The following is a 22,416-nucleotide window of genomic DNA, read 5'->3' on the forward strand; positions in this document are numbered from 1 at the left end:
GAGCCCCTCTCCCTTCGGGAGAGGGGTTGGGGAGAGGGTGCGGGCTTGCCGCGACTTTGATGGTTTCGCTCCACCGTGAAGGTGGCAATGCCGCCCGCACCCTCATCCGCTGCGACCAACGGAAGTCCCCGTGGGACCGGCAGCTTCTCCCGGGGGGAGAAGGGCTCCACCTCGCAGGCTTGGTCGATCCCCCCGGAGGGAAAAGGCTTCGACCTCATGCCCTTAAGCGATTCATAAGCGTTACACCCCATAATGGTCCCGCAATTGCCGGAATCGCTGGAGCCACCGTTTCGTGCACATCCTTCTGGTCGAAGACGACGCGCAGCTCGGCGCCGCCATCCAGCGCGCGCTGGAGCGCCTGAGTTACACGGTGTCGTGGCTGCGCGACGGACGCTCGGCGTTGAACGCCATCCGCGACCGCTCGGCGGACCTGATCCTGCTCGATCTTGGCCTGCCGGGCCGTGATGGCATTGAGGTACTGGTGGAGGCGCGCCGCGCGCGCATCGAAACGCCGGTGCTGGTGATGACCGCGCGCGACGGCCTGTCGGCCCGCGTCGACGGCCTCGATGCCGGCGCGGACGACTACCTCACCAAACCGTTCCATGTGGAAGAGCTGGCCGCGCGCATCCGCTCGCTCAGCCGGCGCATGCGCGGGCTGGCGGTCAATCGCATCGACGTGGGTGCGGTGAGCCTGGACGTCGGTACGTCCGAAGTGTCCTTCCGCGGCGAGCCGGTGGATCTGACGCGTCGCGAATTCGCGCTGCTGCAGGCGCTGCTGGAAAACGCCGGCAAGCTGGTGCGACGCGAGAGCCTGGAGAATTCGCTGTACGGCCTGGACCACGTGGTCGGCAACAATGCGCTGGAAGTGCTGGTGCATTCGCTGCGTCGCAAGCTCAGTTTCGAGACGATCCGCAACGTGCGCGGCTTCGGTTACATGATCCCGCGGGACCCCAAGTGAAGCCCGGCAGCCTGCGTTCCCGCCTGCGCTGGTTGATTCTCGGCGTGATCGCCGTGGTGCTGTTGCCGCTGGGCGTATTCAGCATCAAGCGCACCATCCACGAAGTGGCCGAGCTGTCCGATGGGCGACTGGCGCAGTCGGCGCGCACGCTGCAGGTGATGATCGGCAATGTCGGCCTCGAGGCCATCCAGCATCATGCGGGGGAGGGCGGGGTGGTGGTGCCGATCACCACCAAGTCCACGCAGGAGCTGGTGCTGCATGGGCATACCTACGAATCCGAAGTCGGCTTCCAGGTCTTCGACAGCCAGGGTCATCCGTTGATGGTGACGGGCAATATCGCCGACCTGCCGCCGCTGACCATGAGCCATGTCGGCTTCCAGGACGTGCGGTTGGGCCGGTATCGCTGGCGCCTGTTCACGTTGCCGCCCACGCCCGAAGGCGTGGTCGTCCGCGCGGCCGAACGCTATGACAGTCGACGCGACATCACGCGGGCGCTATGGATGGAATACGCACTGCCGCCGTTGATCGCGCTGCCCGTGCTGGCGCTGTTGGTGGGCTGGGCGGTGCGACGTGGCCTGCGGCCGCTGGATGCGCTGGCTGCGCTGCTCGCCTCACGCAAGCCCGGCAGCCGCGAGACGCTCAAGGTGGCCGATGCGCCGCGCGAACTCGAGCCGGTGCTTTCCGCCCTCAACGATCAGTTCGCACGACTGGAGGAAGCGCTCGAGCGCGAGCGGCGCTTCAGTGCGGATGTCGCGCACGAACTGCGCACGCCGCTCGCCTCCACCATGATCAACCTGGAGAATGCCGAGGCCAGTCGCGACACCCGCGAAGCGGACGTGGCGCTGGCGGGTGCGCGCGAGAGCCTTGCCGGATTGGCCCGACGCGTGGAGCAACTATTGTCGCTGGCGCGCCTGGAAGCCAGTTTCCGCGACGGCGAGCGCAGCGTCGTGGAGTTGTCGGCGGTGGCGCGCTCGGTGATCGAGGAACTGTCGCCGCTGATCGCCGAGAGCGATGTCGAGCTCGACGTGGAACTGACGGACGATCCGGTGCGCGTGCATGGCCACGAGGTGGCCTTGGCCGCACTCATGCGCAATCTGCTGGAGAACGCGTTGCGCCATGTGCCAGGTGGCGGTCGCGTGCAGTTCGTGGTCAGTCGTGATGAAGGCAAGGCGGTGATCGACGTGATCGACAACGGCGAGGGCATTCCACCCGAGCGCCGTGACGCCGTGTTCACCCGCTTCCATCGGGAGGCCGGTAGTCGTGGCGAGGGCTACGGCCTGGGCCTTTCCATCGTGCAGCGTGCCGCGCAATTGCACGATGCTTCCATCGAGCTGCTCGACTCGCCGTTTGGTCGCGGCTTGCGCGTCAGCGTGCGGCTGCCGCTGGCGTGCTGAGGCCTTTTGCTGCTTTGGCCGGGCCAGACTTGGAAGATCGCTGCCCCGGCTGCAACGCAACAAAGAGAAAGCTAAGGTAATGCCATTAGGGTGTTTGCTCCCCCGCCGCGTACGGATAGTCGGTGCGATTGCCATTCACTCAAGCGCTTCTCAAGACCCCCGTCAGGGCCATGGCCGTGCTGGCCGGTGCCTGTCTGGTCGGATGCGCCACCTACCAGGCCAAGCCATTGCCCGAACAGGCGGCCTCCGCCTCGTCGCTGTCACAATTGCGCGGCTACGACGCCGCGACGCAGCCCTACGACGCGGCCGCCATCGAGCGCCTGGTGTTGCTCAACAACCCGGATCTCAAGAGCGCGCGAGCACGCCATCAGGCGGCGCAGGCGCAGCGCCAGCAGGACAGCGTGCTGCCCAATCCCGTGGTCGGCGGCAATATCGGCTATTTGCTTTCCGGTGCCGGTGACGCCACCGCCTGGACTGCTTCGATCAGCCAGGACATCACGTCGCTGATCACGCTCAAGCCCCGTCGCGAAGCGGCCAAGGCGAACGCGGATGAAGTGGACGCGAGCCTGCTATGGGAAGAATGGCAGACCCTGGGCAAGGCACGGCTGCTGGTGATCGACATTGTCGAAGGACAGCGGCAGGTCGAGCTGCAGCAACAGGCGCTCGATCTGCTCGCGCAGCGCGAGTCGCGCATCACGCAGGCGATCGGCACGGGCAATGTCGACCGGGTAACGGTGGCCTCGGATCTTTCCGCGGCGGCCGATGCGCGTACGACACTGCATGACCGGCAACGCCGCCAGCTGGACCAGCAACAACAGCTCGCCGCGTTGCTGGGCTTGAAGCCCGACGTATCTGTACCGCTCGCCGGGCCGCTGGCACTCGCCGACCTCGATGCAGGGTCGATTCGCCGGGAAGCGGACAGCATCAGTCGTCGTCGTCCCGACCTGGTTGCCCTGCAGCTCGGCTACCACGCGCAGGAGGCGACGTTGCGCGCCGCGGTGCTCGCACAGTTCCCGCCATTGTCCATCGGTTACGACGCATCGCAGGACAACAGCCGCGTGCGTAACGGCGGACCGGCGGTGTCGTTCGCGCTGCCGATCTTCGATCACAACCAGGGCAACGTGGCCATTGCCAAGGCCACGCGTGAGCAGCTGCACCAGGAATACACCGTGCGCATGGCGACCTCGCGCGACGAGGTCGATGCGCTGCTCGACCAGTACACCCAGCTGCAACAGCAGCGGCAGTCGCTGGCGCCCGCACTCGCCGATGCCACGCGCGCATCCGCACAGGCAAGACGTGCCTGGCAGGACGGCCTGCTGGACATGCGCAACTACGTCGATCTCGAAGTGGCCGCCCTCAATCGCCAGATCGCGTTGACGGCCGACGAACAGGCCATGCTCGACCAGCAGGCTGCGCTGGAACTGTTGGTAGGCCGCGGCATGCCGACTTCACTCGAACAGGATGTGATCGCCCCATGATGTTTCGTCAGCCATGGTTTGTACCCGCGCTTGCCGCGTTGATGCTGGCCGCCTGTTCCAGTGGCGAAGCACCGGAGGAAACCGCCGTCAGCGCCGCCGTGACGACGGTGCCCGTGCACCAGGGCAGCCTGCCCGAACTGGTGGTGGCGTATGGCACCGCGGGCCCTTCGGCCGACGCCGCGCACGTGATGAACGTGCAGGCCGCCGGCCATGTGGCGAAGTGGGACGTGACGGCCGGACTGCCGGTGAAGCGTGGGCAGCCGCTGCTTACCTTTGCGCTCGCGCCTTCCTCGGTAGCTGCTTACCAGCAGGCGCTGTCCGCCCAGAAGGTGGCGGCGGAAGCACGCGCGCATACCAATGAACTGTTCGCACAGCAGCTCGCCACGCGCGACCAGAAGGAGCAGGCGGACAAGGCCTTGCAGGATGCCCAGAGCAATCTCGACGCGCTGGTGCAGCAGCAGGGCCGCAATCCGACGATGGAAGTCGTCGCACCGTTCGACGGCACCGTGGTGAGCGTCGATGCCGCGCAAGGCGATTTGCTGCAACCAGGCGCACCGCTGCTGACGATCCAGCGCGGCGATGGGCTGGTGGTGACGGTCGGCATGGAGCGGGATGCGATGGAACGCGTGCAGTCGGGCGCCGGCGTCACGCTGACGCCGCTGGATGCCGCCGAGCCGATGCATGGCACCGTGCGCCGCGTGGCGCGTGCCTTGAATCCGCACACGCACCAGCTCGACGTCGAAGTGGTGCCTGACGGCGCGCTGGTGAATGGCGAAAGCTTCCGCGCCGACATCACGGTGGGCCAGTGGCAGGGTTGGCTGGTGCCGCGCGACGCGTTGCAGGGAGACGAGACGGATCGCTACGTGTTCCAGGTAGCCGACGGCAAGGCCGCCCAGGTGCCGGTGAAGGTGCTGGGCGAATCCGACAGCGAAAGCGTGGTCAGCGGCGCGGTCGATGCACACCGGCCGCTGGTGACCATCGGCGCCACCCAGCTCGATGACGGCATGACCGTGCGCACGCCGGCGGCGGACGCCAAGCCATGAGCATGCCGTCGTTTCTCGCCAGGCACGCGCGTGCCATCGTCATCGTGGCTTTTGCGCTGGCCCTGGCAGGCCTTGCGAGCTCCTTCACCTTGCCGGTGGGCTTGTTTCCGCAGGTGTCGTTTCCTCGCGTGGTGGTCGATCTCGATGCGGGCGACCGCCCTGCAGACCAGACCGCGCTGCTGTTGACGCGACCGGTGGAGGAGGCGATCCGCACGGTGCCCGGCGTGGCGAACGTGCGCTCGGAAACCACGCGCGGTTCGGCACAGATTTCGGTCGATTTTGGCTGGGGGCGCGACATGATCGCGTCCACCCTGCAGGTGGACGCCGCGATCGCACGCGTGCTGCCCAGCCTGCCGCCGGGCGCCACGTACAACGTGCGCCGCATGGACCCCACGGTATTCCCGATCATCTCGTATGCGCTGCAGTCGGATACGTTGTCGCCGGTGGCGCTGCACGATCTCGCGCAGTATCAGATCGTTCCGTTGCTGGCGTCCGTCGACGGACTGTCACGCGTGGACGTGCAGGGCGGCGAGACGGCCGAGCTGCAGGTGGATGCCGATCCGCGCAAGCTCGCCCAGTACGGTCTGGGGCTCGATGACCTGGTGTCGGCGCTTTCCGGCGCCAACCAGCTGGAAGCCGTGGGCCGACTGCAGGATCGCAACCAGTTGTACCTGGTGGTGGCCGATCATTCGCTGCAGCACATCGAGGCACTGCGCAAGATCGTGGTGAAGAACGATCAGCACGGCTGGGTGCGCCTCGGCGATGTCGCCAACATCCACGCAGGCTACGTGCCGCAGTGGGTGAAGGTGAGCGAGGACGGCAAGCCCGCCGTGCTGTTCAACGTCTATGAGCAGCCGGACGGCAACGCCGTGCAGATCGCGGCCGCGGTGCGGCAGAAGCTGGCGGAGTTCCGCCTGCCTACCGGCGTCAAGCTGAAGAACTGGTACGACCAGAGCGAACTGGTGGTGGAGTCCGCGCACAGCGTGCGCGATGCGGTGCTGATCGGCCTGCTGCTCGCGGCTGCGGTGCTGCTGCTGTTCCTGCGCAACCTGCGCGTCACGCTGATCGCCATGGTGGTGGTGCCGTTGACCCTCGCGGTCACCGTGCTGCTTCTGCAGGTGTTCGGCATGAGCTTCAACATCATGACGCTCGGCGGCATTGCGGCTGCCGTGGGTCTGGTGATCGACGATGTCATCGTGATGGTGGAGCACGTGGCGCGTCGCGCCGGTGCCGCCGAAGGTGGTGGCAGGGAAGCGGTGCTGCCGGCCGCGCGCGAATTCCTCGCGCCGCTCACCGGTTCGAGTCTCGCCACGCTGATCGTGTTCATACCGCTGGGCCTGTTGAGCGGCGTGACCGGTTCGTTCTCCAAGGCGCTCTCGCTCACCATGGCCGCGGCGCTGGCCGTGTCGTGGCTCGCCAGCGCATGGGTGGTGCCACCGTTGCTGCGCTGGCTGGTGGATTTCCAGCGCTGGCACGATCCCGGCTTCACGCACGAGCAGTGGCTGTCGCGTTGGCATGCGCGCCTCTATGACGGCCTTGCCCGTCGGCCCGTCTGGCTGCTGGCCATCGTGCTTCCGCTGTTGTTGATCGGCGGCATCGCCTACACCCACGTTGCCACCGGCTTCATGCCCGCCGTCGACGAAAGCGGCTTCGTGATGGACTACTACACCAAGCCCGGCACGTCCCTGCCCGAGACGGCACGGCAGATCGGGCAGGTGGAAGACATTCTGCGCAGCATGCCGGAAGTGGATACGTTCTCGCGTCGCCTGGGCACGGGGCTCGGTGGCGACCTGGGGCAGTCCTATCACGGCGACTTCTTCGTGCGGCTGAAGCCCGATCACGCACGTTCGACCGAAGACGTGATGACCGACGTACGCCAGCACGTGGAGGGCGACGTGCCCGGCGTGCAGGTCGAACTAGCACAGTTGATGGAAGACCTGATCGGCGACCTCACTGCGGTGCCGCAGCCGATCGAGATCAAGCTGTATGCCGCTGATCCCGCGCAGCTGGTGCCGCAGGCGCAGAAGATCGCCAAGGCGCTGGCCGATATCCCGGGCGTGGTGGAGATCAAGGATGGCGTGCAGCTCGCCGGCGATGCCCTGAACGTGCAGGTCGATGCGGACAAGGCCACCGTCGAAGGCATGACGGTAGGCGCAGTCACCCAGGCAGTGAACACCGCGCTCACCGGTGTCGTCGCCACCCAGTTGCCGCAGGCGACCAAGAGCGTGGGCGTGCGCGTACGCATGCCTGATGCGATGCAGTGGCGCTCGCCGCAATTGTTGGCACTGCCGATCCGTGCGCCGGACGGTCACGTGTTTCCGCTCAGCCGCGTCGCCAGCATCGTGACCGAGAATGGCCAGCCGCAGATCTCGCGCGAGAACCTCCAGCAGATGGTGGCCGTCACTGCGCGTATCGAAGGCCGCGGGATGGGCGCTGCGGTGACGGACGTGAAAAAGCTGCTGGCGCAGCCCGGCATGCTTGACGCCGACATGCGCTACGAGCTGGGCGGCTTGTATCAGCAACAGCAGATCGCGTTCCTAGGCCTCACCAAGGTGTTCCTGATGGCGCTGGTGGCGGAGTTCGTGCTGCTGCTGTTCCTCTACGGCAGGCCGGGGCTGGCCGTGATCGTGATGGCGTGCTCGCTGTTTTCGGCCACGGCGGTGTTCATCGCGCTGTGGCTGTGCGGCGTCGACCTCAACATCACCGCGATGATGGGCATGACGATGATCATCGGCATGGGCACGGAGATGGCCATTTTCTACGTGTCCGAATACGTGACGCTGGCCCGTACCCTGCCGCTGCACGAGGCCTTGCGCATCGCGAGCCGCGATCGCCTGCGCCCGATCACCATGACCACGCTGGCGGCCATTCTCACCTTGCTGCCGCTGGCGCTTGCACTGGGCGCGGGCGCGGGCATCCAGCAGCCGCTGGCGATTGCGATCATCGCCGGTCTCGCACTGCAGTATCCGTTGGTGTTGCTGGTGCTGCCGACGCTGATCGGACTGATATCGAGGCATTCACATCAGCCTGACGAGGGGCAGGTGACAAAGGCGCTGCCGTAAGGGGCTTAATGTCGTCGTCAGCGCATCGCGCGGCCATCCGGTCGCGCGATGCGCAATCGACATCTGTCACTAAGAATTCCGTAAGCAACGCTACGCAAGATGTCGGCATGAACTTCAGGTTTGGTCGTGACGGTCAGCTGCGGATTCCACCGGCGCTCTGGCTGCTCCTGCTGCTGCCACTGCTGGCGGTGTTACCCCCGGTACCCATCGATGAAACGCGTTACCTGAGCATTGCTTGGGAGATGCGCCAGACCGGAAGCTGGGTCACGCTGCATCTCAACGGTTCGCCGTACTTCGACAAGCCACCGCTGCTGTTCTGGTTGTTGAACCTGGGCTGGAGCGCACTGGGCGTTTCGTTATGGTCTTCGCGCGCCCTCGTCGTGCTGTGCGGCGTCGGCTGTGTTGCCCTGTGCCAGCGGCTGGAAAAGCGGCTGTCGCCCGATGCTTCCGGGCAGGCGCCGTGGCTGTTGTTGGGGCTCATCTTCCTGGCGCTGTTCACCGGCGTGGTGATGTTCGACGTGCTGCTGTGCCTGTGCGTGCTGCTCGGATTCGTCGCCATCGCGGACTACGCGCAGGAAGGGCGCACCGGTGCGCTGTGGTGGCTGTTCATGGCCAGCGCGTTCGGCCTGCTCGCGAAAGGCCCCGTGATGCTGCTGCATCTCGCTGGTCCGATTCTTATTGCGCCATGGTGGACGGCCAGCGGCCCACGCGCTTCCTGGCGTCGCGTGTTGACGATGCTGCTGGTGGCGCTGCTCGGCGGGTTGCCGGTACTGGGGTGGGCATGGGCTGCCGTCCATCACCTCAGCACAGCGGATGCCGACAATCTCCTGCTTCGCCAGACGGCGGGACGCGTGGTGCAGAGCTTCGCGCACAATCGCCCGATCTGGTGGTACCTGCCGTGGACACTGGTGTTGCTGCTGCCGTGGCCGCTGTTGCTTCGCTGGCGCCGTCTGGCGAGTGCCGTGCGTGGTTCGCGTCTGTCCCGTGCAGCACGCTTCGGTCTGTGCGCTTCCGTGCCAGGGCTGATCGCGTTCTGCGTGGTCAGCGGCAAGCAACTGCACTATCTGCTGCCCCTGCTGCCGGGCGCGACCATCCTGCTTGGCGCGTGGTTGAGGGGCGAGCCCACCCTGCTGGACATTCGACGGATGTGGGTGCTGATTGCTGCGGTTGCCGGCGTACTGGCCTGGGCGATGTTCGGCCACGAACCCCTCGGGCGCGGCATCCTCGAGCGCCCCACGGTGATATGGCTCTATCTGCTGGCGGCAGGACTGCTGGTCTTGAGCATCATTGGCATGCTCGTGGGCAGGCGTCTTCGCGTCGAACAGCAGGCGGCGATCGTGGCCTTGCTGCTGGCGCTCGCCCTGTTGCCACTGGTGCGGCTGCAGGTGCTGGGTGCCCTGGATACACGCGACGTGGCGCGCCGCGTGACGGCGCTGCAGGCGCAGGGGGTGCTGGTGGCTCGTGTGCCGAACGACCCCGGCTTGATCACCTTCCTCGCGCGTCTGCCTGCGCCGCTACCCGAAGCGAGCGAACCCTCGGACTGGGCCAGGGAGCATCCCAACGGCATCCTGCTGGCTTATGAGGGACGCGGTGCGGCGCCCGACGGCACGCAGAACGCGGTACGGCTGGCGAACGGCTGGGTGGGGTTGATGCCGTCGTCGGTGGCCCTGTCTAACGCATCGGTGCTCGATCGCGCAGCACCTCCCCCGGGGGATTGAGGGTCAGCGCATGCCGTGGCGAACGGCATGAGCGATCCGTCAGTGGGGAAGGTCGGCGAGCCGCTCGCTGTGTATGGCCTCGTGCGTGACGGCTTCGCCGGTAGCGGCGTCCATGTCATCGCCGTAAACCACGCGATTGCGGCCGTCGCGCTTGGCTTGATAGAGCGCGTTGTCGGCGTCGATCATCAGCTGGCGCAGTTCGTAGCCGCTGCGATCGGTGCAGGCGATACCGAAGCTGGCGGAAATCACCACGTGACGGGTTTCGCCCCATAGCGGCGTCGCGGCAATGGCCTGGCGGATCCGGTCCGCGCGATCCAGTGCCTGTCGGGCACTGCAGTCGGGGAACAGGATGGCAAACTCCTCGCCACCGAGGCGACCAAAGATGTCGTTGCTATGCAGGTGCTGCTGGCATGCCGCCACGGCGCGCTTGAGCACCAGATCGCCAATGACGTGGCCGTGCGTATCGTTGACCAGCTTGAAGTGGTCCAGGTCCATCAACACCAGGCACGCGCTGCGCGTGCCTCGCGCAGCCTGCCGCAGGATTTGTTCCGCTTCATCCACGAAATGCTGGCGGCTGCAGATGTGGGTGAGACTGTCCTGCGTGGCCAGTCGCTTGAAGCGCATTTGCGAGCGCTTGATGCGCAGCAGCCAGAAGGCAATCGATGCAAGCACGGTCAGCAGCAGGGCGATATACAGCCGGCTGGTTTCCATGGCCTTGTGGTCAAGCTGGCGCTGCAGCTGCAGGATCTGGTTCTGGCGATTAAGCGTGTCTACCTGCGTTCTCTTGGCAAGGACCTGCTGCTTGATGGACTCGTAGGCCAGCGCACTGGCATTCACGTCGTTGAGATAGCCTTTGTCCACCTCCATGTATTTCTCATGGTAGGTCAGAGCTTCGCGCGCATGGCCAAGGCGATTCTCGATCCGGTACAGCAGCTCATAAGCCTGCCGCAGTGGTTCGCTGTAAGCGTCCTCGACCTTCCCCTCGATAGTGGCCAAAGCGAACTTGCGCGCCTTGGGCATGTCGCCTTGAGCAAAATAGCCATTGGCCAGAAGTACGTTGAAGTACTGCATCAGGCCGGGGAACTTGAAGCCCTGAACTTCGGCGTAGTGCTCTTCAAGAAGATGGATGGCGTCTTCGGCGTGGCCTTTCTGGAGGTGGAGCGTGGCCAGATCGGTGCGCAGGGCATTGGCGTAGACGGCATCACCGCCCGCTATGCAAAGGTCGACACCTTGCTGGAGCTGTACGGGCGTCAACTGCGTGCTGCCGCTCTGAAAGAGTGCGTGTAGCTTGAAATACGTCGCGTGGCAGGCGTTCTTGTCTGGCGGAACGTTCTGCAGCATCTCATTGGCGGCTTCGATGGCCTGCTCGTAATGATGCGAGATCACCAGGAACTGGGCGGCCTCGCCGATGGCGGCGTAGCGAGCATCTACGTCCGAAACCTGTGGGAGCAGCTCAGTCATGCGATTGAGCTGGATAAACCCTTCCTCGTAACGATGCGCAAAGCCGGAAATATTGACCATGGTGGCCAATGCGCGCAGGCGCAACGCAGGATCGGGCGCCTGATCGGCAATGGTCCGCAATGCGGAAAAGGCTTTGGATTCGCTCCCGTCGAAAGCGGCCTGCCACGCCTCGAGATAGCGCAGCGCCCACTGTTCGTCGACGGGTAGGTTGTCGGCTACCTGGTGGAGCTGCGCGACGATCCTGAGAAATTCGTCGTGGTTCGTCGTCTTGATGCTGATGGCGCGTTGCAGGAGTTGCCCAGGCGGTTCCTGCGTGGGCATGGCATGCACAGCCATACCCACGCAGATGCCCGTGAAAGCGATAACGCTTCCCAAGAGCTGCCGGCACGTTCTGCCTTGCCAGGGCATGATGTAGCTCAGGCCAGCGCGATGCGTGCGCGGCTGACGACGGAAGCAGCAAGCGCATCCTTGCTTTCTCCGCCTTCCTCTTCGCCTTCCTCTTCTTCTTCCTCTTCCTCGCGGCCTGGATTCTCGAGGACATGGAACATCGGCTGCTGTTGATCCAGCAGCGCGTAAAGATCGGAAGTGCTTCTAGCAATGATCGCAGCCCCGACAGCAGAGTCGACCTGCGACTCCACAAGCGCCTGTGCAATATCTTCCTGCGAAGCATGACGCAGCTGCGCGTCTGCCCCAAGGCGCTCAAGAAACTCGATAACGCTCGACATGGCTTAGTTTTCCCCTGATGGTCGTTTAAAGCGACACACCCCCCTGACTTGCCGTTCCCCTCTCCCCGGGGAGTACTGGGAGAAGGCGATCATATCGCCCTTTTTTGCCGAAAGTGTCTACGTGACACTTTCGCTCCGCAGCTGGCCTGCTCAGTCCAGCGCCGGCGCCAGGTCCAGCGCGCTCAGCCGCATCTGGATCTCTGGATCGATCTGAAGCTCGCGCCCAGGCGGCACCGCGAGGGTATCGGACATGGTGAGATCGGCCTCGGGCAACCGGGAAATGGTCAGGCGCTCCATGCGTGGAGCTTGCAGTGGCAGGGTGACGGCCCGGTAGATGGTCACTTCGTGGTCGGCGGGGTAATCACGCAACAGCACATCCACCAGCACCTGGCGATAGGCGGGGCCGGTAGCGAAGCGGCGCCCCGTCTGTTCGCCCGCCAGCCCGACCTGCCACAGGATCAGCCATGCACTGGGGTCCACGTTTCGCCGGAACAGCATGAACTGGGTCGTATCGAAATGCTGGCAACCCACCTTGCCGGGGTCGATGCCCAGGTCGGCATACAGGCAGTCCTCGGAGGAAATGCCCGGTTCCATGTGAGCGGCATAGCCCTCTTCACGTGCCACCTTGATCGCACGGTGGGGTGCCCAGGCGAACACGCCCGGATGACCGTAGAACACGCCGCACACGCGCTTGCCTGCACGCACCTCCGTCATCATGGCTTCCACCATCTCGCGGTAGGTCTGCGGGCGTGGCTTGCCCTCGGCGTAGTAGGGCTGGAGGCTGCGCACGTCCGGGTTCATTTCCTTGAGCCAGAGCTCGACGATGCCGTCGGAAACGGCGGTGAAGACCACCTCCGCTTTCTCGATATGGCTGCGCGCCAGCGGGCTGATGTGCGAGCCCAGGGTGATGCCGATGCCCACGCAGGCGAGGCTTCCGTTCGGGGAGGTGCTGGTCACTGCCTTGTGCTCCGTGGTTGCGATGGGCCGTCGCTGGTTGCGCTCGGCTATCTCACCAGCATAAGGGCTGGGCTTTGCAACTCGCCAGATGGACGAATGGAAGGCTGCGAGTCCGGAGCATTGCCGACACCGTTCGTGTGGCCGGGGGCCGCGCTGCCATACCGCTTCGGTTATAAGGAAACCCGGTCCATGGACAGGATTCGCCGCAGATGAAACACCGCATCGTGCTCCGTCTGGACATGGCTGTCGCTGGTCTCGCGATGCTGCCTGTCTACGTCCAGCAAGAACGTGCGCCACTGGCACCCTCGCCGATCACGGCAGGTGCAGGGCAGGCACGGGCCACCTCCGCGACGCGCCAGGAGCCGCTGGCCTGCGCGGCTCGCGGCGCTAAAGGCGTAGTAAGCTCGTTGACCTCGAAACCATGCCGTGCGCCCTCTGCGCGCGGATAACGTGGAGTGCCGAAATGCGATTTTTGCGTTTTCAGCAGGGCAAGCGCCTGGGCCTCGCGGTGGATACCGGTGAGGGCTTCCGCGCCCGCTTCGAAGGAGAGCCCGAGCATCCGGGTGACGTCTCCGCCATCGCGCGGATGTCCGAGGCACAACGCGCGAGTACCGTCGATGGCTTGCGTGGCGGCGTGCGGGTCGACCCTGATGCCGTCACCCATCTTCCGCCGTGCGCGCACCCGGGCAAGATCATCTGCCTCGGACTCAACTATCGCGATCACGCCCACGAGTTCGACTCCAAGCCGCCAAGCTACCCGGCTGTGTTCGCGCGCTACGCATCGAGTTTGATCGGACACGGACAATCGTTGGTGCGGCCGCGTGCCTCCAGCAAGTTCGACTACGAAGGCGAGTTGGCCGTGATCCTCGGCAGCGGTGGGCGCCACATCGACGAAAGCGAGGCGCTCGATCATGTGTTCGGCTATGCCGTGTTCAACGACAGCTCCATCCGCGATTACCAGATGCGCACGACGCAGTGGACCGTCGGCAAGAACTTCGACGGCACGGGAGCATTCGGCCCGTGGGTGGTGACGGCGGACGAACTGCCGCCGGGCGGTGTGGGCCTGATGCTGGAAACGAAGCTCAATGGCGTGTCGATGCAACGCGCCCCCACCGATGGCATGATCTTCGGCGTGGCACAGACGATCGCCTTGCTCAGTGAAGCCATGACGCTGGATGCCGGCGACGTGCTCGTGATGGGCACGCCCTCCGGCGTGGGCTACGCGCGCCGGCCGCCGGTGTACATGAAGGTGGGCGATGTCTGCGAGGTCACCATCGAGCGCATCGGTACCTTGCGCAACCCGGTAGTGGACGAAGCCTGAGCCTCTCGCGTCCGGGGAGCGCACGATCCATGCGCTCCTCGACGCTACGCGTGAGTGTCAGGAGGTGCCGGTCGGTGTCCCGCTTCCCGTCTTCATCGCCGCCAGAGCGGTCAGCAGCGCCTGTCCCTTCGGGCTGCCCAGGCCGGTACATGCATCCCAGCCCTTGCCTGCCTTGAAGCTGCCGTTGTTGCCGCTGGTGATGTCGTGGAACGCGGCAGCACCGATGGTGTAGAGCGCCTCATGCGGATCGCCCAGGCTTTGCCCGAGTTGCTGGTTGCAGCGCGCGATCAGTGCAGCCCACAACGGTGCGACGGCACTGGTGCCACCGATCACTTCATTCTGTCCGTCCACGCGCACCTGATAGCCGGTGACGGGATCGGCATCGCCCGCGACATCGGGCACGCCGCGTCCAACGAAACCGTTGGTGCCTGCGGGAACCTTGGATGAGGCCTGCCATGCGGGCAGGGCGAAGCTCGCGCTGACGCCGCCGCCGGTGGCACCCTCGTTGCTGGCCTGCTCGTTCCACACTGTTTCGCTCTTGATGGACGTGCCGCTCGCGGTGAGCTTGGTGCCGCCGCATGCCAGCACGAAGGGACTGGAGGCGGGGAAATCCACGTGCGGCTGGCCGTCGGTGTCGCCATCCGTCGAACCGCTGTCGCCACTGGCCGCCGTCACCGTGACACCCAGCGCCACGGCATCCGCCAGCGCACTCTGCATGGCGGCGAGCGACGAGGCCGACCAGCTGTCCTCGGGCCCGCCCCAGCTGATGGAGATGACGGAGGGATGCCGCGTCGCGTCGTGCGCGGCCTGCGAGATCGCTTCGTAGAAGCCCTGGTCGGTGTTGGGTGCGAAATACACGGCGATGGATGCGCCGCTGGCCAGCGAACCGATCACTTCCACATCGAGCATCACCTCGCCATCGGCATCGCCGCCCGGTTGGCTGGTGCCGCCGGCCACCGACACCACGTCGACGGTGGGAACCTTGGTGATGCCCAGCGTCTGCATGTACTGGGTGAAGTCCGCCGGCGTATAGCCACCGCCCAGTTCAAGGATGGCAACGGTCTGGCCCGTGCCATCGGTGCCATCCGGGAAGGCATAGAACTGCCCGACCTGCGGTGGCGTGTAAGAGACGCCGCTCGCAGACGCGGCCAGCCGACGGAAATGCGGGCGGGCCACCGGGCGCTGGTCCAGGCCCAGCACGGCGATCACCGACGAAGAAATGTCCGACGGCAGCGCCGGCTTGTCGTGGCAGCCGATCATCGTCGGGCCCGCATCGCCCATCTGGTAGCTGCCCAGCTGCACGCCGAACGCCTGCTGCAGCTGCTGCGGCGTGCCGCGCAGGTGCATCACGCGCCGATGCAGTTCGCAGCCGGTTTCGGTGAGGCCGTGGCTCTGCGCGAAACTGCGCAGCTTCTCGGCGTCAGCGGGATCGGCGCCCCATTGCGCACCGAAATCCTCGCGCTTGCTGGCGGGCCGGTGCGGCCAGGCCGCAGGCGTGGGGTGATCGCCGCGGCGGCGCATCACCAGGGTGACATCGATGGGTTCGTTGCCTTGGTGGGGTCCCAGGTAGCGGGCTTCGGCAGCGAGTGGCCAATGGCTGGGTCGGGCGGTGGACTTGCTCATGGCGAACTCCTTCGGGGGAAGCGAAAGGAAGACTGCACCGACAAATGTGTCGAAGATGCCTTCGCAATTTGGTGCGTTCATGCATGATGCGGGTGGTTGGTCTCATCCGCCGCGTCAATGCGCTCCGCCGGCAAACCGGCGATGAGGCGCTAAAATGACCAGATGTCTTGCCTGAGAGTCCGCTGATGAGCTTCCCTGCCGTCCGTATGCGCCGTATGCGTCGCGATGCCTTCTCCCGCGCACTGATGCGCGAAAACACGCTGCTGCCCACCGACCTGATCATGGTGGCCTTCGTGATCGAGGGCGAGGGCCAGCGCGAGCCGGTGCCGTCCATGCCGGGCGTGGAACGCGTCTCCATCGACGAACTGCTGAAGCTCGCCGGCGAGTGCGTGCGGCTGGGCATTCCCGCGCTGGCGCTGTTCCCGTCGCCTGGCGCCACGGTGAAGACCGAGGATGCGCGCGAAGCGTGGAATCCCCAGGGCCTGATGCAGCGTGCCACCCGTGCGCTCAAGGCGAAGTATCCGGAGCTGGGCCTGATCGGCGATGTGGCGCTGGATCCGTATACCACGCACGGCCAGGACGGCCTGATCGACGAGCACGGCTACGTGATGAACGAGCCGACGATCGAGGCACTGATCAAGATGTCGCTGGCGCAGGCCGAGGCCGGCATGGATTTCGTGGCGCCGTCGGACATGATGGACGGCCGCATTGGCGCGATCCGCGAAGCACTGGAAGAGGCCGGCCACATCCACACGCGCATCCTCGCGTATTCGGCCAAGTACGCCTCGGCGTTCTACGGTCCGTTCCGTGACGCGGTGGGCTCCGCCGGCAATCTCGGCAAGGGCAACAAGCACACCTACCAGATGGATGTGGGCAACAGCGACGAAGCCTTGCGCGAGATCGAGCTGGACATCCACGAGGGCGCGGATGCGGTGATGGTGAAGCCCGGCATGCCTTATCTCGACGTGCTGCGTCGCGTCAAGGATGCCTTCGGCATGCCCACCTTCGTGTACCAAGTGAGCGGCGAGTACGCGATGCTGAAGGCCGCCGCGCAAAACGGCTGGCTGGATGAAAAGGCCGTAGTGCTTGAATCGCTTACCGCGTTCAAGCGTGCCGGCGCCGATGCCATCCTGACCTACTTCGCCATCGATGCCGCGCGGTGGTTGCGCGGAGAGTGATGGCGGCCCGCAGTCGCCGCTGAGCGCCTGCGCTGGCGCTCAGCGGCGTTGCTAGGCTCCTTGCCTGCCTCTGTGGGAGCGCACCCTGTGCGCGACGGGCGCTTCAGGCGTCTCCGCTTAGGTGGCGCGAGCGATAGCGCCCTCTCCCTCCGGCGACCCGAAGGTAGTCCCTGTGGGAGAGAGAGCGGGTGCTCTCGCAGGTGCTGAATGATTGCGCGCTGCCACGCGCGTACGTCACGCGTGGCGATACAGCCCGAGATCCGCCTTTACGCCGAGCCCCTGCATGAAGGCGGCGGGATCGAAACGTTCCTCCGCGTAGCGTTGCTGTATCAGCGCCTTGGCGGCGGCGAGATGTGTTTCGTCGCTCCACTCGACCACGGTCATCACGTTGAACTCGCCGGCCAGGTCTGGCTGCGTCAGCACCAGGTTCTGGCGACAGCCGGGCAACTCGTCGAGAGTGCGCTGGGTTTGGCGCACGCGTTCCATGAAGGCAGGCAGGGCGCGAGCCGGCACGTTGAAACGGTCGATGCGATAGATTGCTTGGGCGGACATGGTTGGGCCTCCGGAGGAATGTTTCGTGGCACTCTAGGACCTCAACTTAACTTGAGGTCAAGGGGTTCCTCGTGGACAAGTTGCCTGGTCCAGTGGGTGTGCCGCAGGTACTCACGGTCGGTGAGCTCGCACGCCGCAGTGGCGTGGCGGTTTCCACGCTGCATTTCTACGAAGCCAAGGGGTTGATCCGCAGTGAGCGTTCGGTGGGCAATCAGCGCCGCTATGCGCGCGCGGCGCTGCGGCGCGTGTCCTTCATCCGCGTTGCGCAGCGCGTGGGCATTTCGCTGGCGGATATCGCTGCGGCCCTCGCCAGCCTGCCCGCCACCGCGGCACCGGGCAGGGAAGACTGGGCTCGCCTCTCCGCGGCATGGCGTAGCGAACTCGACGAACGCATCGCGCAACTGAAGAAACTGCGCGACACGCTCGACGATTGCATCGGTTGCGGCTGTCTCTCGATCGATCGCTGCCGCCTGCGCAACCCCGGCGACAAGCTGGCCGAGGAAGGTGCAGGTCCGCGACGCCTGTTGGTGAAACCATCTGTTGTAGGAGCGCACCCAGTGCGCGACAAGCCAACAAGGCGTTGAAGCGGGGTGGCAGTCATTGCCGATCTCAACCTAGATCCATCGCCGCGGTCGCGCACTGGGTGCGCTCCTACAGTCGAAGGGGGCGGCATTGCTCACGCGTATTGCGCGATGCCGTTGCCGAACGACCAGTTTTCCTTCGCGGTCTCCAGCAGGTTGATGAACACATCCTCCGGCCTTAGCCCCGGTTCCTTGCTGAGCAGCTCGGCGGTGCGCCGATAGAACGCCTGCTTCTGCTCCACGGTGCGGGTGTTGTTGCAGGCAACCTGGATGATCACCAAGTCGTCGCTGCGCGCGATGTCCAGGTAGTTCGGGTCGTAGTCGAATTCATCGGCGTCGTGCTGGTGCACGAGGATGAAGCGGTCGTTCTGCGGCACGTTGAAGCTTTCGGTCATCGCGCGATAGATGCTGTTGCGGATCGCGGCGATGTGCTGGGCGGGCTTGCCGCGGCGTAGCGAGATGCGAACGAGGGGCATGATGGGCTCCGGGGACTCAGGGTTGGGAGATATGGCCGACGTCGTACCACTGGCGTGCATCGGCATGAGAAAGGGAAGGCGCTTCGCGGAAGAGCCGGAAGCTCACCCAGCTCCAGGTAGTGGGCTCGAACGCGGTGACGGCTGCGAGCGCGCCGATTTCTACATCTTGCCGCAACGCCCCGCGTGCTTCATCGCGTAATGCATCCAGCGCGGTGTATGGCGCAACGGATCGGATTTCGCGGGAAGCGAAGTGCGCCTCGCGGGCCTGCGGTGACAGATGGGCATCCCACACCTGCCAGCAGCGTATCGATGGCCAGCCGAAGGCCTGGGTAAGTACGGCAAAGCCCGGGCTGCCGAGGAAGCGCTGCATCGCTTCGCTGTCGCGCCAGACGTAGAAGGGCGCATACAGGTTTTCGCTCGACCGCTCGCCCCGCGTGGCATGCAGATAAGCCTTCAGGCGCAGGCCGTCGAAGTGGTCCAGGCTGTGGCCCTTTTCGGCGATGCGGCGCCGGACGATCGCCATGTCGTAGTCGGCCGGCAGGGTAAAGCTGTATTGCATGGCGATCATGGCCGCGACTCCGTGACCACTTCGCGCAGCCGCGTGACAGCGGAGGACGCTGCGGGCCAGCCGGCATAGAAGGCCAGATGGGTGATCAGCGCGGCGAGTTCGTCTTGGGTAAGGCCGTTGTCGAGCGCTCGCCGCAGATGAAACGGCAGCTGCTCGACACGTCCGAGGGCGATCAGCGTGGAAACCGTGGCGAGGCTGCGGTCGCGCGGCGACAGGGCCGGGTCCTGCCAGACACCGTCGAACAGCACGCGATCGGTGAGTTCAGCCAGTTGGGGAGCGATGTCGCCAAAACTGCGCTGGCCTTGGTCGGAACGGGTAGTCACGGGAGGTCTCCGGGATCGGGAGTTGACGGTGGCCAGACTAGAGCGGACAGTACTGTGCTGAAAATCGGAAAATATTGAACAGATAGTCCACAAAAACGGGATGATCGCCATGCGACGAGTGAACTTCGACCTCGACGTGCTGCGTACCTTTGTCACCGGCATCGAGCTGGGCAGTTTTGCCAAGGCGGCGGACCGGCTTGGCCGTTCCACCTCAGCCGTGAGTGCGCAGCTGAAGAAGCTGGAAGAACAGGCGGGTACGCCCGTGCTGCGCAAGTCCGGGCGCGGCATGGTGCTGACCGAAGCGGGCGAGACCATGCTGGCCTACGCGCGGCGCCTGCTCGAACTGAACGACGAGGCGGCGACGGCCCTGCATGGCGCCGAGCTGGAAGGCTGGGTGCGGCTGGGCCTGCAGGAGGATTTCGGCGAGAGCCTGCTCACCGACGTGCTGGGGCGATTCGCGCGCGCCCATCCGCGCGTGCGGGTGGAAGTGCGCATCGCGCGGAATAGCGAATTGCTCGAGCGTGTTTCTTCCGGCCGGCTCGATCTGGCGCTGGCGTGGGACGCCGGCGTTGCCACCCCGCATGCGGAACGACTGGGCGAAGTGCCATTGCGCTGGATCGCCGCCGCCGGCAGCGAGGCATTGCGGCCATGGCGTGACGAACCTCTTCCTCTGGTGATGCTCGAAGCCCCCTGTGTGATGCGCAGCGCCGCCACGGCGGCGCTCGATCGCGCCAACATCCCGTGGCGCATTGCTTTTACGAGCGCCAGCCTCGCGGGCACCTGGGCTGCGGTGGCCGCGGGCCTGGGTGTGTCACTGCGCACGCCACTGGGCCTGCCGTCGACCGTGCAGGCACTCGCGCCGCACGACACGTCGCTCCCCGCGCTTGGCTCGCTGGGCTTGTGCCTGCATCGGGCGGAAGCCGAATCATCGCCATCGGTGCAAAGGCTCGCCAGTCTGCTGGCGCAGCCATGGCAGGGCATGCCGCTGGCTGCTTGATGCGTGGTTGATGTGATGCCCGTCAGCGTTCGTGGCGCGAAGCCGTCGGGCCACCGCGGTGCTCGCGTGGAATAATGGTCAATCCCCGAATGGAGTGTGCGAGTGGATAGCCACCATTTTCTGGAGACGGCGCTGGTATTCCTGGTGGCAACAGTCATCGCGGTGCCGCTTACCAAGCGTTTCAAGCTGGGCTCGGTACTGGGCTATCTGCTTGCGGGCATCATCATCGGGCCGAAGGAACTGGGCCTGATCAATGACACCGCAGGTGTCAGCACCATCTCCGAATTCGGCATCGTGTTGATGTTGTTCGTGATCGGCCTGGAGCTGTCACCGCAGCGTTTGTGGGTGATGCGCCGCCAGGTGTTCGGCACCGGCCTGCTGCAGGTGTTGGCGACCAGCCTGGTGATCGGCGCGGCGGGCTACTACCTGTTCGGATTGACGGTGAACGCGGCCACCATCGTCGGTGGCAGTCTCGCGTTGTCGTCCACCGCGTTCGGTCTGCAGATCCTCGCCGAACGCAAGGAGGCCGGCTCGCCCTATGGGCGCCAGGCCTTCGCCATCCTGTTGTTCCAGGATCTCGCCGCGATCCCGCTGATTGCCGCCGTGCCGCTGCTCGCCACCGCATCGGGCAAGCATGGCTTCGATTTGTATGCGGTGCTGCGCACGGGTGGCGCCATTGTGGCGGTGATGGTCGGCGGCCGTTATCTGTTGCGTCCCGTATTCCGCTTCGTTGCACGTACCGACAGCGTGGAAGTTTCCACCGCCACGGCCTTGCTGGTGGTGATGGGTACGGCATGGTTGATGGAGTTGGTGGGTCTGTCGGCCACGCTGGGCGCTTTCCTCGCCGGCGTGCTGCTCGCGGATTCCGAATACCGGCACGAGCTGGAATCGCATATCGAGCCGTTCAAGGGCCTGCTGCTCGGCCTGTTCTTCATCAGCGTCGGCATGTCGATGGACATCACGCTGCTGTTCGACCAGCCGCAGAAGGTGCTGATGCTGGTGTTGTGCCTGCTGCTGATCAAGGGCGCGCTGCTGTGGCCGCTGGGTCGCGTGGTGGGCGCCCTGGATCGCCGTGATGCGCTACGCCTGGCCGTACTGATTGCCTGCGGAGGCGAATTCGCCTTCGTGGTGCTGAAGCTCGCGCGCGAGCAGGATCTCATCACCAGCGAACAGCATGGCCTGCAGGTGCTGGCCATCACGCTGTCGATGGCGCTGACGCCGCTGCTGGTGACGCTGGTCGCGCGTGTGCTGGGCACCAAGCCGAAGAAGACGCGCGAGTTCGATACCATCGTGGCCGATTCGCCGCGCGTCATCATCGCCGGCTACGGACGCATGGGTCAGATCGTGGCGCGTGTGCTGCGCGCGCAGGGTGTCTCGTTCGTGGCGCTCGATCATTCGGTGGAGCAGATCGATCTGGTGCAGCGTTTCGGCAATCAAAGCAACATCTTCTACGGCGATCCGGCGCGACCGGAACTGCTGCGTGCTGCGCAGGCCGACCAGGCCGAAGTCTTCGTGCTGGCGGTGGACGACGCCGAGGCGAGCCTGCGGACGGCGCGCGTGGTGCGCCGCCTCTATCCGAACCTGAAGATCATCGCGCGTGCACGCAACCGCCAGCACGTGTGGCGACTGATGGACCTGGGCATCGACATGCCGGTGCGCGAGACGCTGTATTCCAGCCTGAAGATGACGCGCCAGACGCTGGAGGCGATCGGCCTGTCGCCCGAGCTCGCGGCCGACCGGGTGGAGCGCTTCCGTCGCCAGGACGCCGAGCTGCTCAAGCGGCAGTACCTCGTGTACGACGACGATGCCCGCATCGTGCAGACCACGCGCGAAGCGCTGGCCGACCTGGACCAGCTGTTCCAGGCGGATGCATCGCCCGAGGCCGAACGTGAGCGCGAGAAGCCGACGAACGTGACGCCGGACGATGAGGATGTGACGCGCTGAGAGACACGCTTGATGTAGGAGCGCACCCAGTGCGCGATCGTCACCTCCAATGAATCG

At 65.4% G+C, this 22,416-nt stretch carries 19 protein-coding genes; 11 read left to right on the forward strand and 8 right to left on the reverse strand.

The annotated features are described in order from the left end of the window. Positions 1 to 292: 292 nt before the first annotated feature. The 6 genes from EPB08_RS01495 (at position 293) to EPB08_RS01520 (ending at position 9,653) form a co-directional block, all read left to right on the forward strand. Positions 293 to 958 carry a response regulator gene (locus EPB08_RS01495; RefSeq protein ID WP_130617292.1) on the forward strand — a complete coding sequence of 222 codons (666 nt, stop codon included), beginning with the start codon at positions 293 to 295 and terminating at the stop codon, positions 956 to 958. Continuing rightward, a complete protein-coding gene (locus EPB08_RS01500; protein WP_130617293.1) occupies positions 955 to 2,352 on the forward strand; it encodes an ATP-binding protein in 1,398 nt (465 codons plus the stop codon). Before EPB08_RS01495 ends, EPB08_RS01500 begins: the two co-directional genes overlap by 4 nt. A gap of 170 nt (positions 2,353 to 2,522) precedes the next feature. Continuing rightward, the gene (locus EPB08_RS01505) at positions 2,523 to 3,830 is read left to right on the forward strand and encodes a TolC family protein (protein ID WP_130617294.1); all 1,308 of its coding nucleotides are present in this window, start codon (positions 2,523 to 2,525) and stop codon (positions 3,828 to 3,830) included. Continuing rightward, positions 3,827 to 4,873 carry an efflux RND transporter periplasmic adaptor subunit gene (locus EPB08_RS01510; protein WP_130617295.1) on the forward strand — a complete coding sequence of 349 codons (1,047 nt, stop codon included), beginning with the start codon at positions 3,827 to 3,829 and terminating at the stop codon, positions 4,871 to 4,873. The genes EPB08_RS01505 and EPB08_RS01510 overlap by 4 nt, the downstream gene beginning before the upstream one ends. Next, positions 4,870 to 7,935 (forward strand): efflux RND transporter permease subunit, encoded by a 3,066-nt coding sequence (locus tag EPB08_RS01515; RefSeq protein ID WP_130617296.1) that lies wholly within the window; start codon positions 4,870 to 4,872, stop codon positions 7,933 to 7,935. The genes EPB08_RS01510 and EPB08_RS01515 overlap by 4 nt, the downstream gene beginning before the upstream one ends. Positions 7,936 to 8,042: 107 nt before the next feature. Next, positions 8,043 to 9,653 carry an ArnT family glycosyltransferase gene (locus EPB08_RS01520; protein ID WP_165418357.1) on the forward strand — a complete coding sequence of 537 codons (1,611 nt, stop codon included), beginning with the start codon at positions 8,043 to 8,045 and terminating at the stop codon, positions 9,651 to 9,653. Between the two features lie 39 nt (positions 9,654 to 9,692). Here EPB08_RS01520 and EPB08_RS01525 read toward each other — a convergent pair whose 3' ends face one another. The 3 genes from EPB08_RS01525 to EPB08_RS01535 all read right to left on the reverse strand — a co-directional run bounded on the left by EPB08_RS01525 (position 9,693) and on the right by EPB08_RS01535 (position 12,796). After that, a complete protein-coding gene (locus EPB08_RS01525) occupies positions 9,693 to 11,435 on the reverse strand; it encodes a GGDEF domain-containing protein (protein ID WP_165418358.1) in 1,743 nt (580 codons plus the stop codon). 95 nt (positions 11,436 to 11,530) lie between these two features. Beyond that, positions 11,531 to 11,839: a hypothetical protein gene (locus tag EPB08_RS01530; protein WP_130617299.1), complete on the reverse strand. Its 309-nt coding sequence runs from the start codon at positions 11,837 to 11,839 to the stop codon at positions 11,531 to 11,533. Between the two features lie 150 nt (positions 11,840 to 11,989). After that, the gene (locus EPB08_RS01535) at positions 11,990 to 12,796 is read right to left on the reverse strand and encodes an SAM-dependent methyltransferase (RefSeq protein WP_229238173.1); all 807 of its coding nucleotides are present in this window, start codon (positions 12,794 to 12,796) and stop codon (positions 11,990 to 11,992) included. 463 nt (positions 12,797 to 13,259) lie between these two features. Between EPB08_RS01535 and EPB08_RS01540 the strand changes: the two genes are divergently transcribed. Then, positions 13,260 to 14,117, forward strand: a complete 858-nt coding sequence (locus tag EPB08_RS01540) for a fumarylacetoacetate hydrolase family protein (RefSeq protein WP_130617300.1) — start codon at positions 13,260 to 13,262, stop codon at positions 14,115 to 14,117. A 57-nt stretch (positions 14,118 to 14,174) separates the two neighbouring features. Here the strand turns inward: EPB08_RS01540 and EPB08_RS01545 are convergent, their stop codons facing one another. After that, positions 14,175 to 15,740 (reverse strand): S53 family peptidase, encoded by a 1,566-nt coding sequence (locus tag EPB08_RS01545; RefSeq protein WP_130617301.1) that lies wholly within the window; start codon positions 15,738 to 15,740, stop codon positions 14,175 to 14,177. 185 nt (positions 15,741 to 15,925) lie between these two features. On the opposite strand from EPB08_RS01545, the gene hemB reads away from it, so the two are divergent. Next, positions 15,926 to 16,918 carry a porphobilinogen synthase gene (gene hemB, locus EPB08_RS01550; RefSeq protein ID WP_130617302.1) on the forward strand — a complete coding sequence of 331 codons (993 nt, stop codon included), beginning with the start codon at positions 15,926 to 15,928 and terminating at the stop codon, positions 16,916 to 16,918. Positions 16,919 to 17,152: 234 nt separating this feature from the next. Here hemB and EPB08_RS01555 read toward each other — a convergent pair whose 3' ends face one another. Beyond that, positions 17,153 to 17,470 carry an antibiotic biosynthesis monooxygenase gene (locus EPB08_RS01555; RefSeq protein ID WP_130617303.1) on the reverse strand — a complete coding sequence of 106 codons (318 nt, stop codon included), beginning with the start codon at positions 17,468 to 17,470 and terminating at the stop codon, positions 17,153 to 17,155. Between the two features lie 71 nt (positions 17,471 to 17,541). Here EPB08_RS01555 and soxR point away from each other — a divergent pair, with 71 nt between their 5' ends. Further along, positions 17,542 to 18,054 (forward strand): redox-sensitive transcriptional activator SoxR, encoded by a 513-nt coding sequence (soxR, locus tag EPB08_RS01560; protein ID WP_425598235.1) that lies wholly within the window; start codon positions 17,542 to 17,544, stop codon positions 18,052 to 18,054. Between the two features lie 92 nt (positions 18,055 to 18,146). Here soxR and EPB08_RS01565 read toward each other — a convergent pair whose 3' ends face one another. The 3 genes from EPB08_RS01565 to EPB08_RS01575 are packed head-to-tail and all read right to left on the reverse strand — an operon-like array spanning position 18,147 to position 19,418. Then, a complete protein-coding gene (locus EPB08_RS01565; protein WP_130617304.1) occupies positions 18,147 to 18,527 on the reverse strand; it encodes a tautomerase family protein in 381 nt (126 codons plus the stop codon). A 16-nt stretch (positions 18,528 to 18,543) separates the two neighbouring features. After that, complete coding sequence (locus EPB08_RS01570) at positions 18,544 to 19,095, reverse strand: DUF4865 family protein (RefSeq protein ID WP_130617305.1); 552 nt, start codon at positions 19,093 to 19,095, stop codon at positions 18,544 to 18,546. After that, a complete protein-coding gene (locus tag EPB08_RS01575; RefSeq protein WP_229238174.1) occupies positions 19,092 to 19,418 on the reverse strand; it encodes a carboxymuconolactone decarboxylase family protein in 327 nt (108 codons plus the stop codon). The genes EPB08_RS01570 and EPB08_RS01575 overlap by 4 nt, the downstream gene beginning before the upstream one ends. Positions 19,419 to 19,527: 109 nt before the next feature. Here EPB08_RS01575 and EPB08_RS01580 point away from each other — a divergent pair, with 109 nt between their 5' ends. Then, entirely contained in the window at positions 19,528 to 20,415 is an 888-nt protein-coding gene (locus tag EPB08_RS01580; RefSeq protein WP_130617307.1) for a LysR substrate-binding domain-containing protein, read from the forward strand. Positions 20,416 to 20,517: 102 nt separating this feature from the next. Further along, positions 20,518 to 22,359 carry a monovalent cation:proton antiporter-2 (CPA2) family protein gene (locus tag EPB08_RS01585; RefSeq protein ID WP_130617308.1) on the forward strand — a complete coding sequence of 614 codons (1,842 nt, stop codon included), beginning with the start codon at positions 20,518 to 20,520 and terminating at the stop codon, positions 22,357 to 22,359. Positions 22,360 to 22,416 lie beyond the last annotated feature (57 nt).

Source organism: Dyella amyloliquefaciens (assembly GCF_004296575.1).
Lineage (GTDB): Bacteria > Pseudomonadota > Gammaproteobacteria > Xanthomonadales > Rhodanobacteraceae > Dyella > Dyella amyloliquefaciens.

Coding starts and splice junctions, on each gene's coding strand:
- EPB08_RS01525 (WP_165418358.1), bottom strand. CDS start 11,435: ATGCCCACGCAGGAACCGCCTGGGCAACTCCTGCAACGCGCCATCAGC.
- EPB08_RS01530 (WP_130617299.1), bottom strand. CDS start 11,839: ATGTCGAGCGTTATCGAGTTTCTTGAGCGCCTTGGGGCAGACGCGCAG.
- EPB08_RS01580 (WP_130617307.1), top strand. CDS start 19,528: ATGCGACGAGTGAACTTCGACCTCGACGTGCTGCGTACCTTTGTCACC.
- EPB08_RS01570 (WP_130617305.1), bottom strand. CDS start 19,095: ATGATCGCCATGCAATACAGCTTTACCCTGCCGGCCGACTACGACATG.
- EPB08_RS01510 (WP_130617295.1), top strand. CDS start 3,827: ATGATGTTTCGTCAGCCATGGTTTGTACCCGCGCTTGCCGCGTTGATG.
- hemB (WP_130617302.1), top strand. CDS start 15,926: ATGAGCTTCCCTGCCGTCCGTATGCGCCGTATGCGTCGCGATGCCTTC.
- EPB08_RS01555 (WP_130617303.1), bottom strand. CDS start 17,470: ATGTCCGCCCAAGCAATCTATCGCATCGACCGTTTCAACGTGCCGGCT.
- EPB08_RS01505 (WP_130617294.1), top strand. CDS start 2,523: ATGGCCGTGCTGGCCGGTGCCTGTCTGGTCGGATGCGCCACCTACCAG.
- EPB08_RS01540 (WP_130617300.1), top strand. CDS start 13,260: ATGCGATTTTTGCGTTTTCAGCAGGGCAAGCGCCTGGGCCTCGCGGTG.
- EPB08_RS01520 (WP_165418357.1), top strand. CDS start 8,043: ATGAACTTCAGGTTTGGTCGTGACGGTCAGCTGCGGATTCCACCGGCG.
- EPB08_RS01545 (WP_130617301.1), bottom strand. CDS start 15,740: ATGAGCAAGTCCACCGCCCGACCCAGCCATTGGCCACTCGCTGCCGAA.
- EPB08_RS01565 (WP_130617304.1), bottom strand. CDS start 18,527: ATGCCCCTCGTTCGCATCTCGCTACGCCGCGGCAAGCCCGCCCAGCAC.
- EPB08_RS01515 (WP_130617296.1), top strand. CDS start 4,870: ATGAGCATGCCGTCGTTTCTCGCCAGGCACGCGCGTGCCATCGTCATC.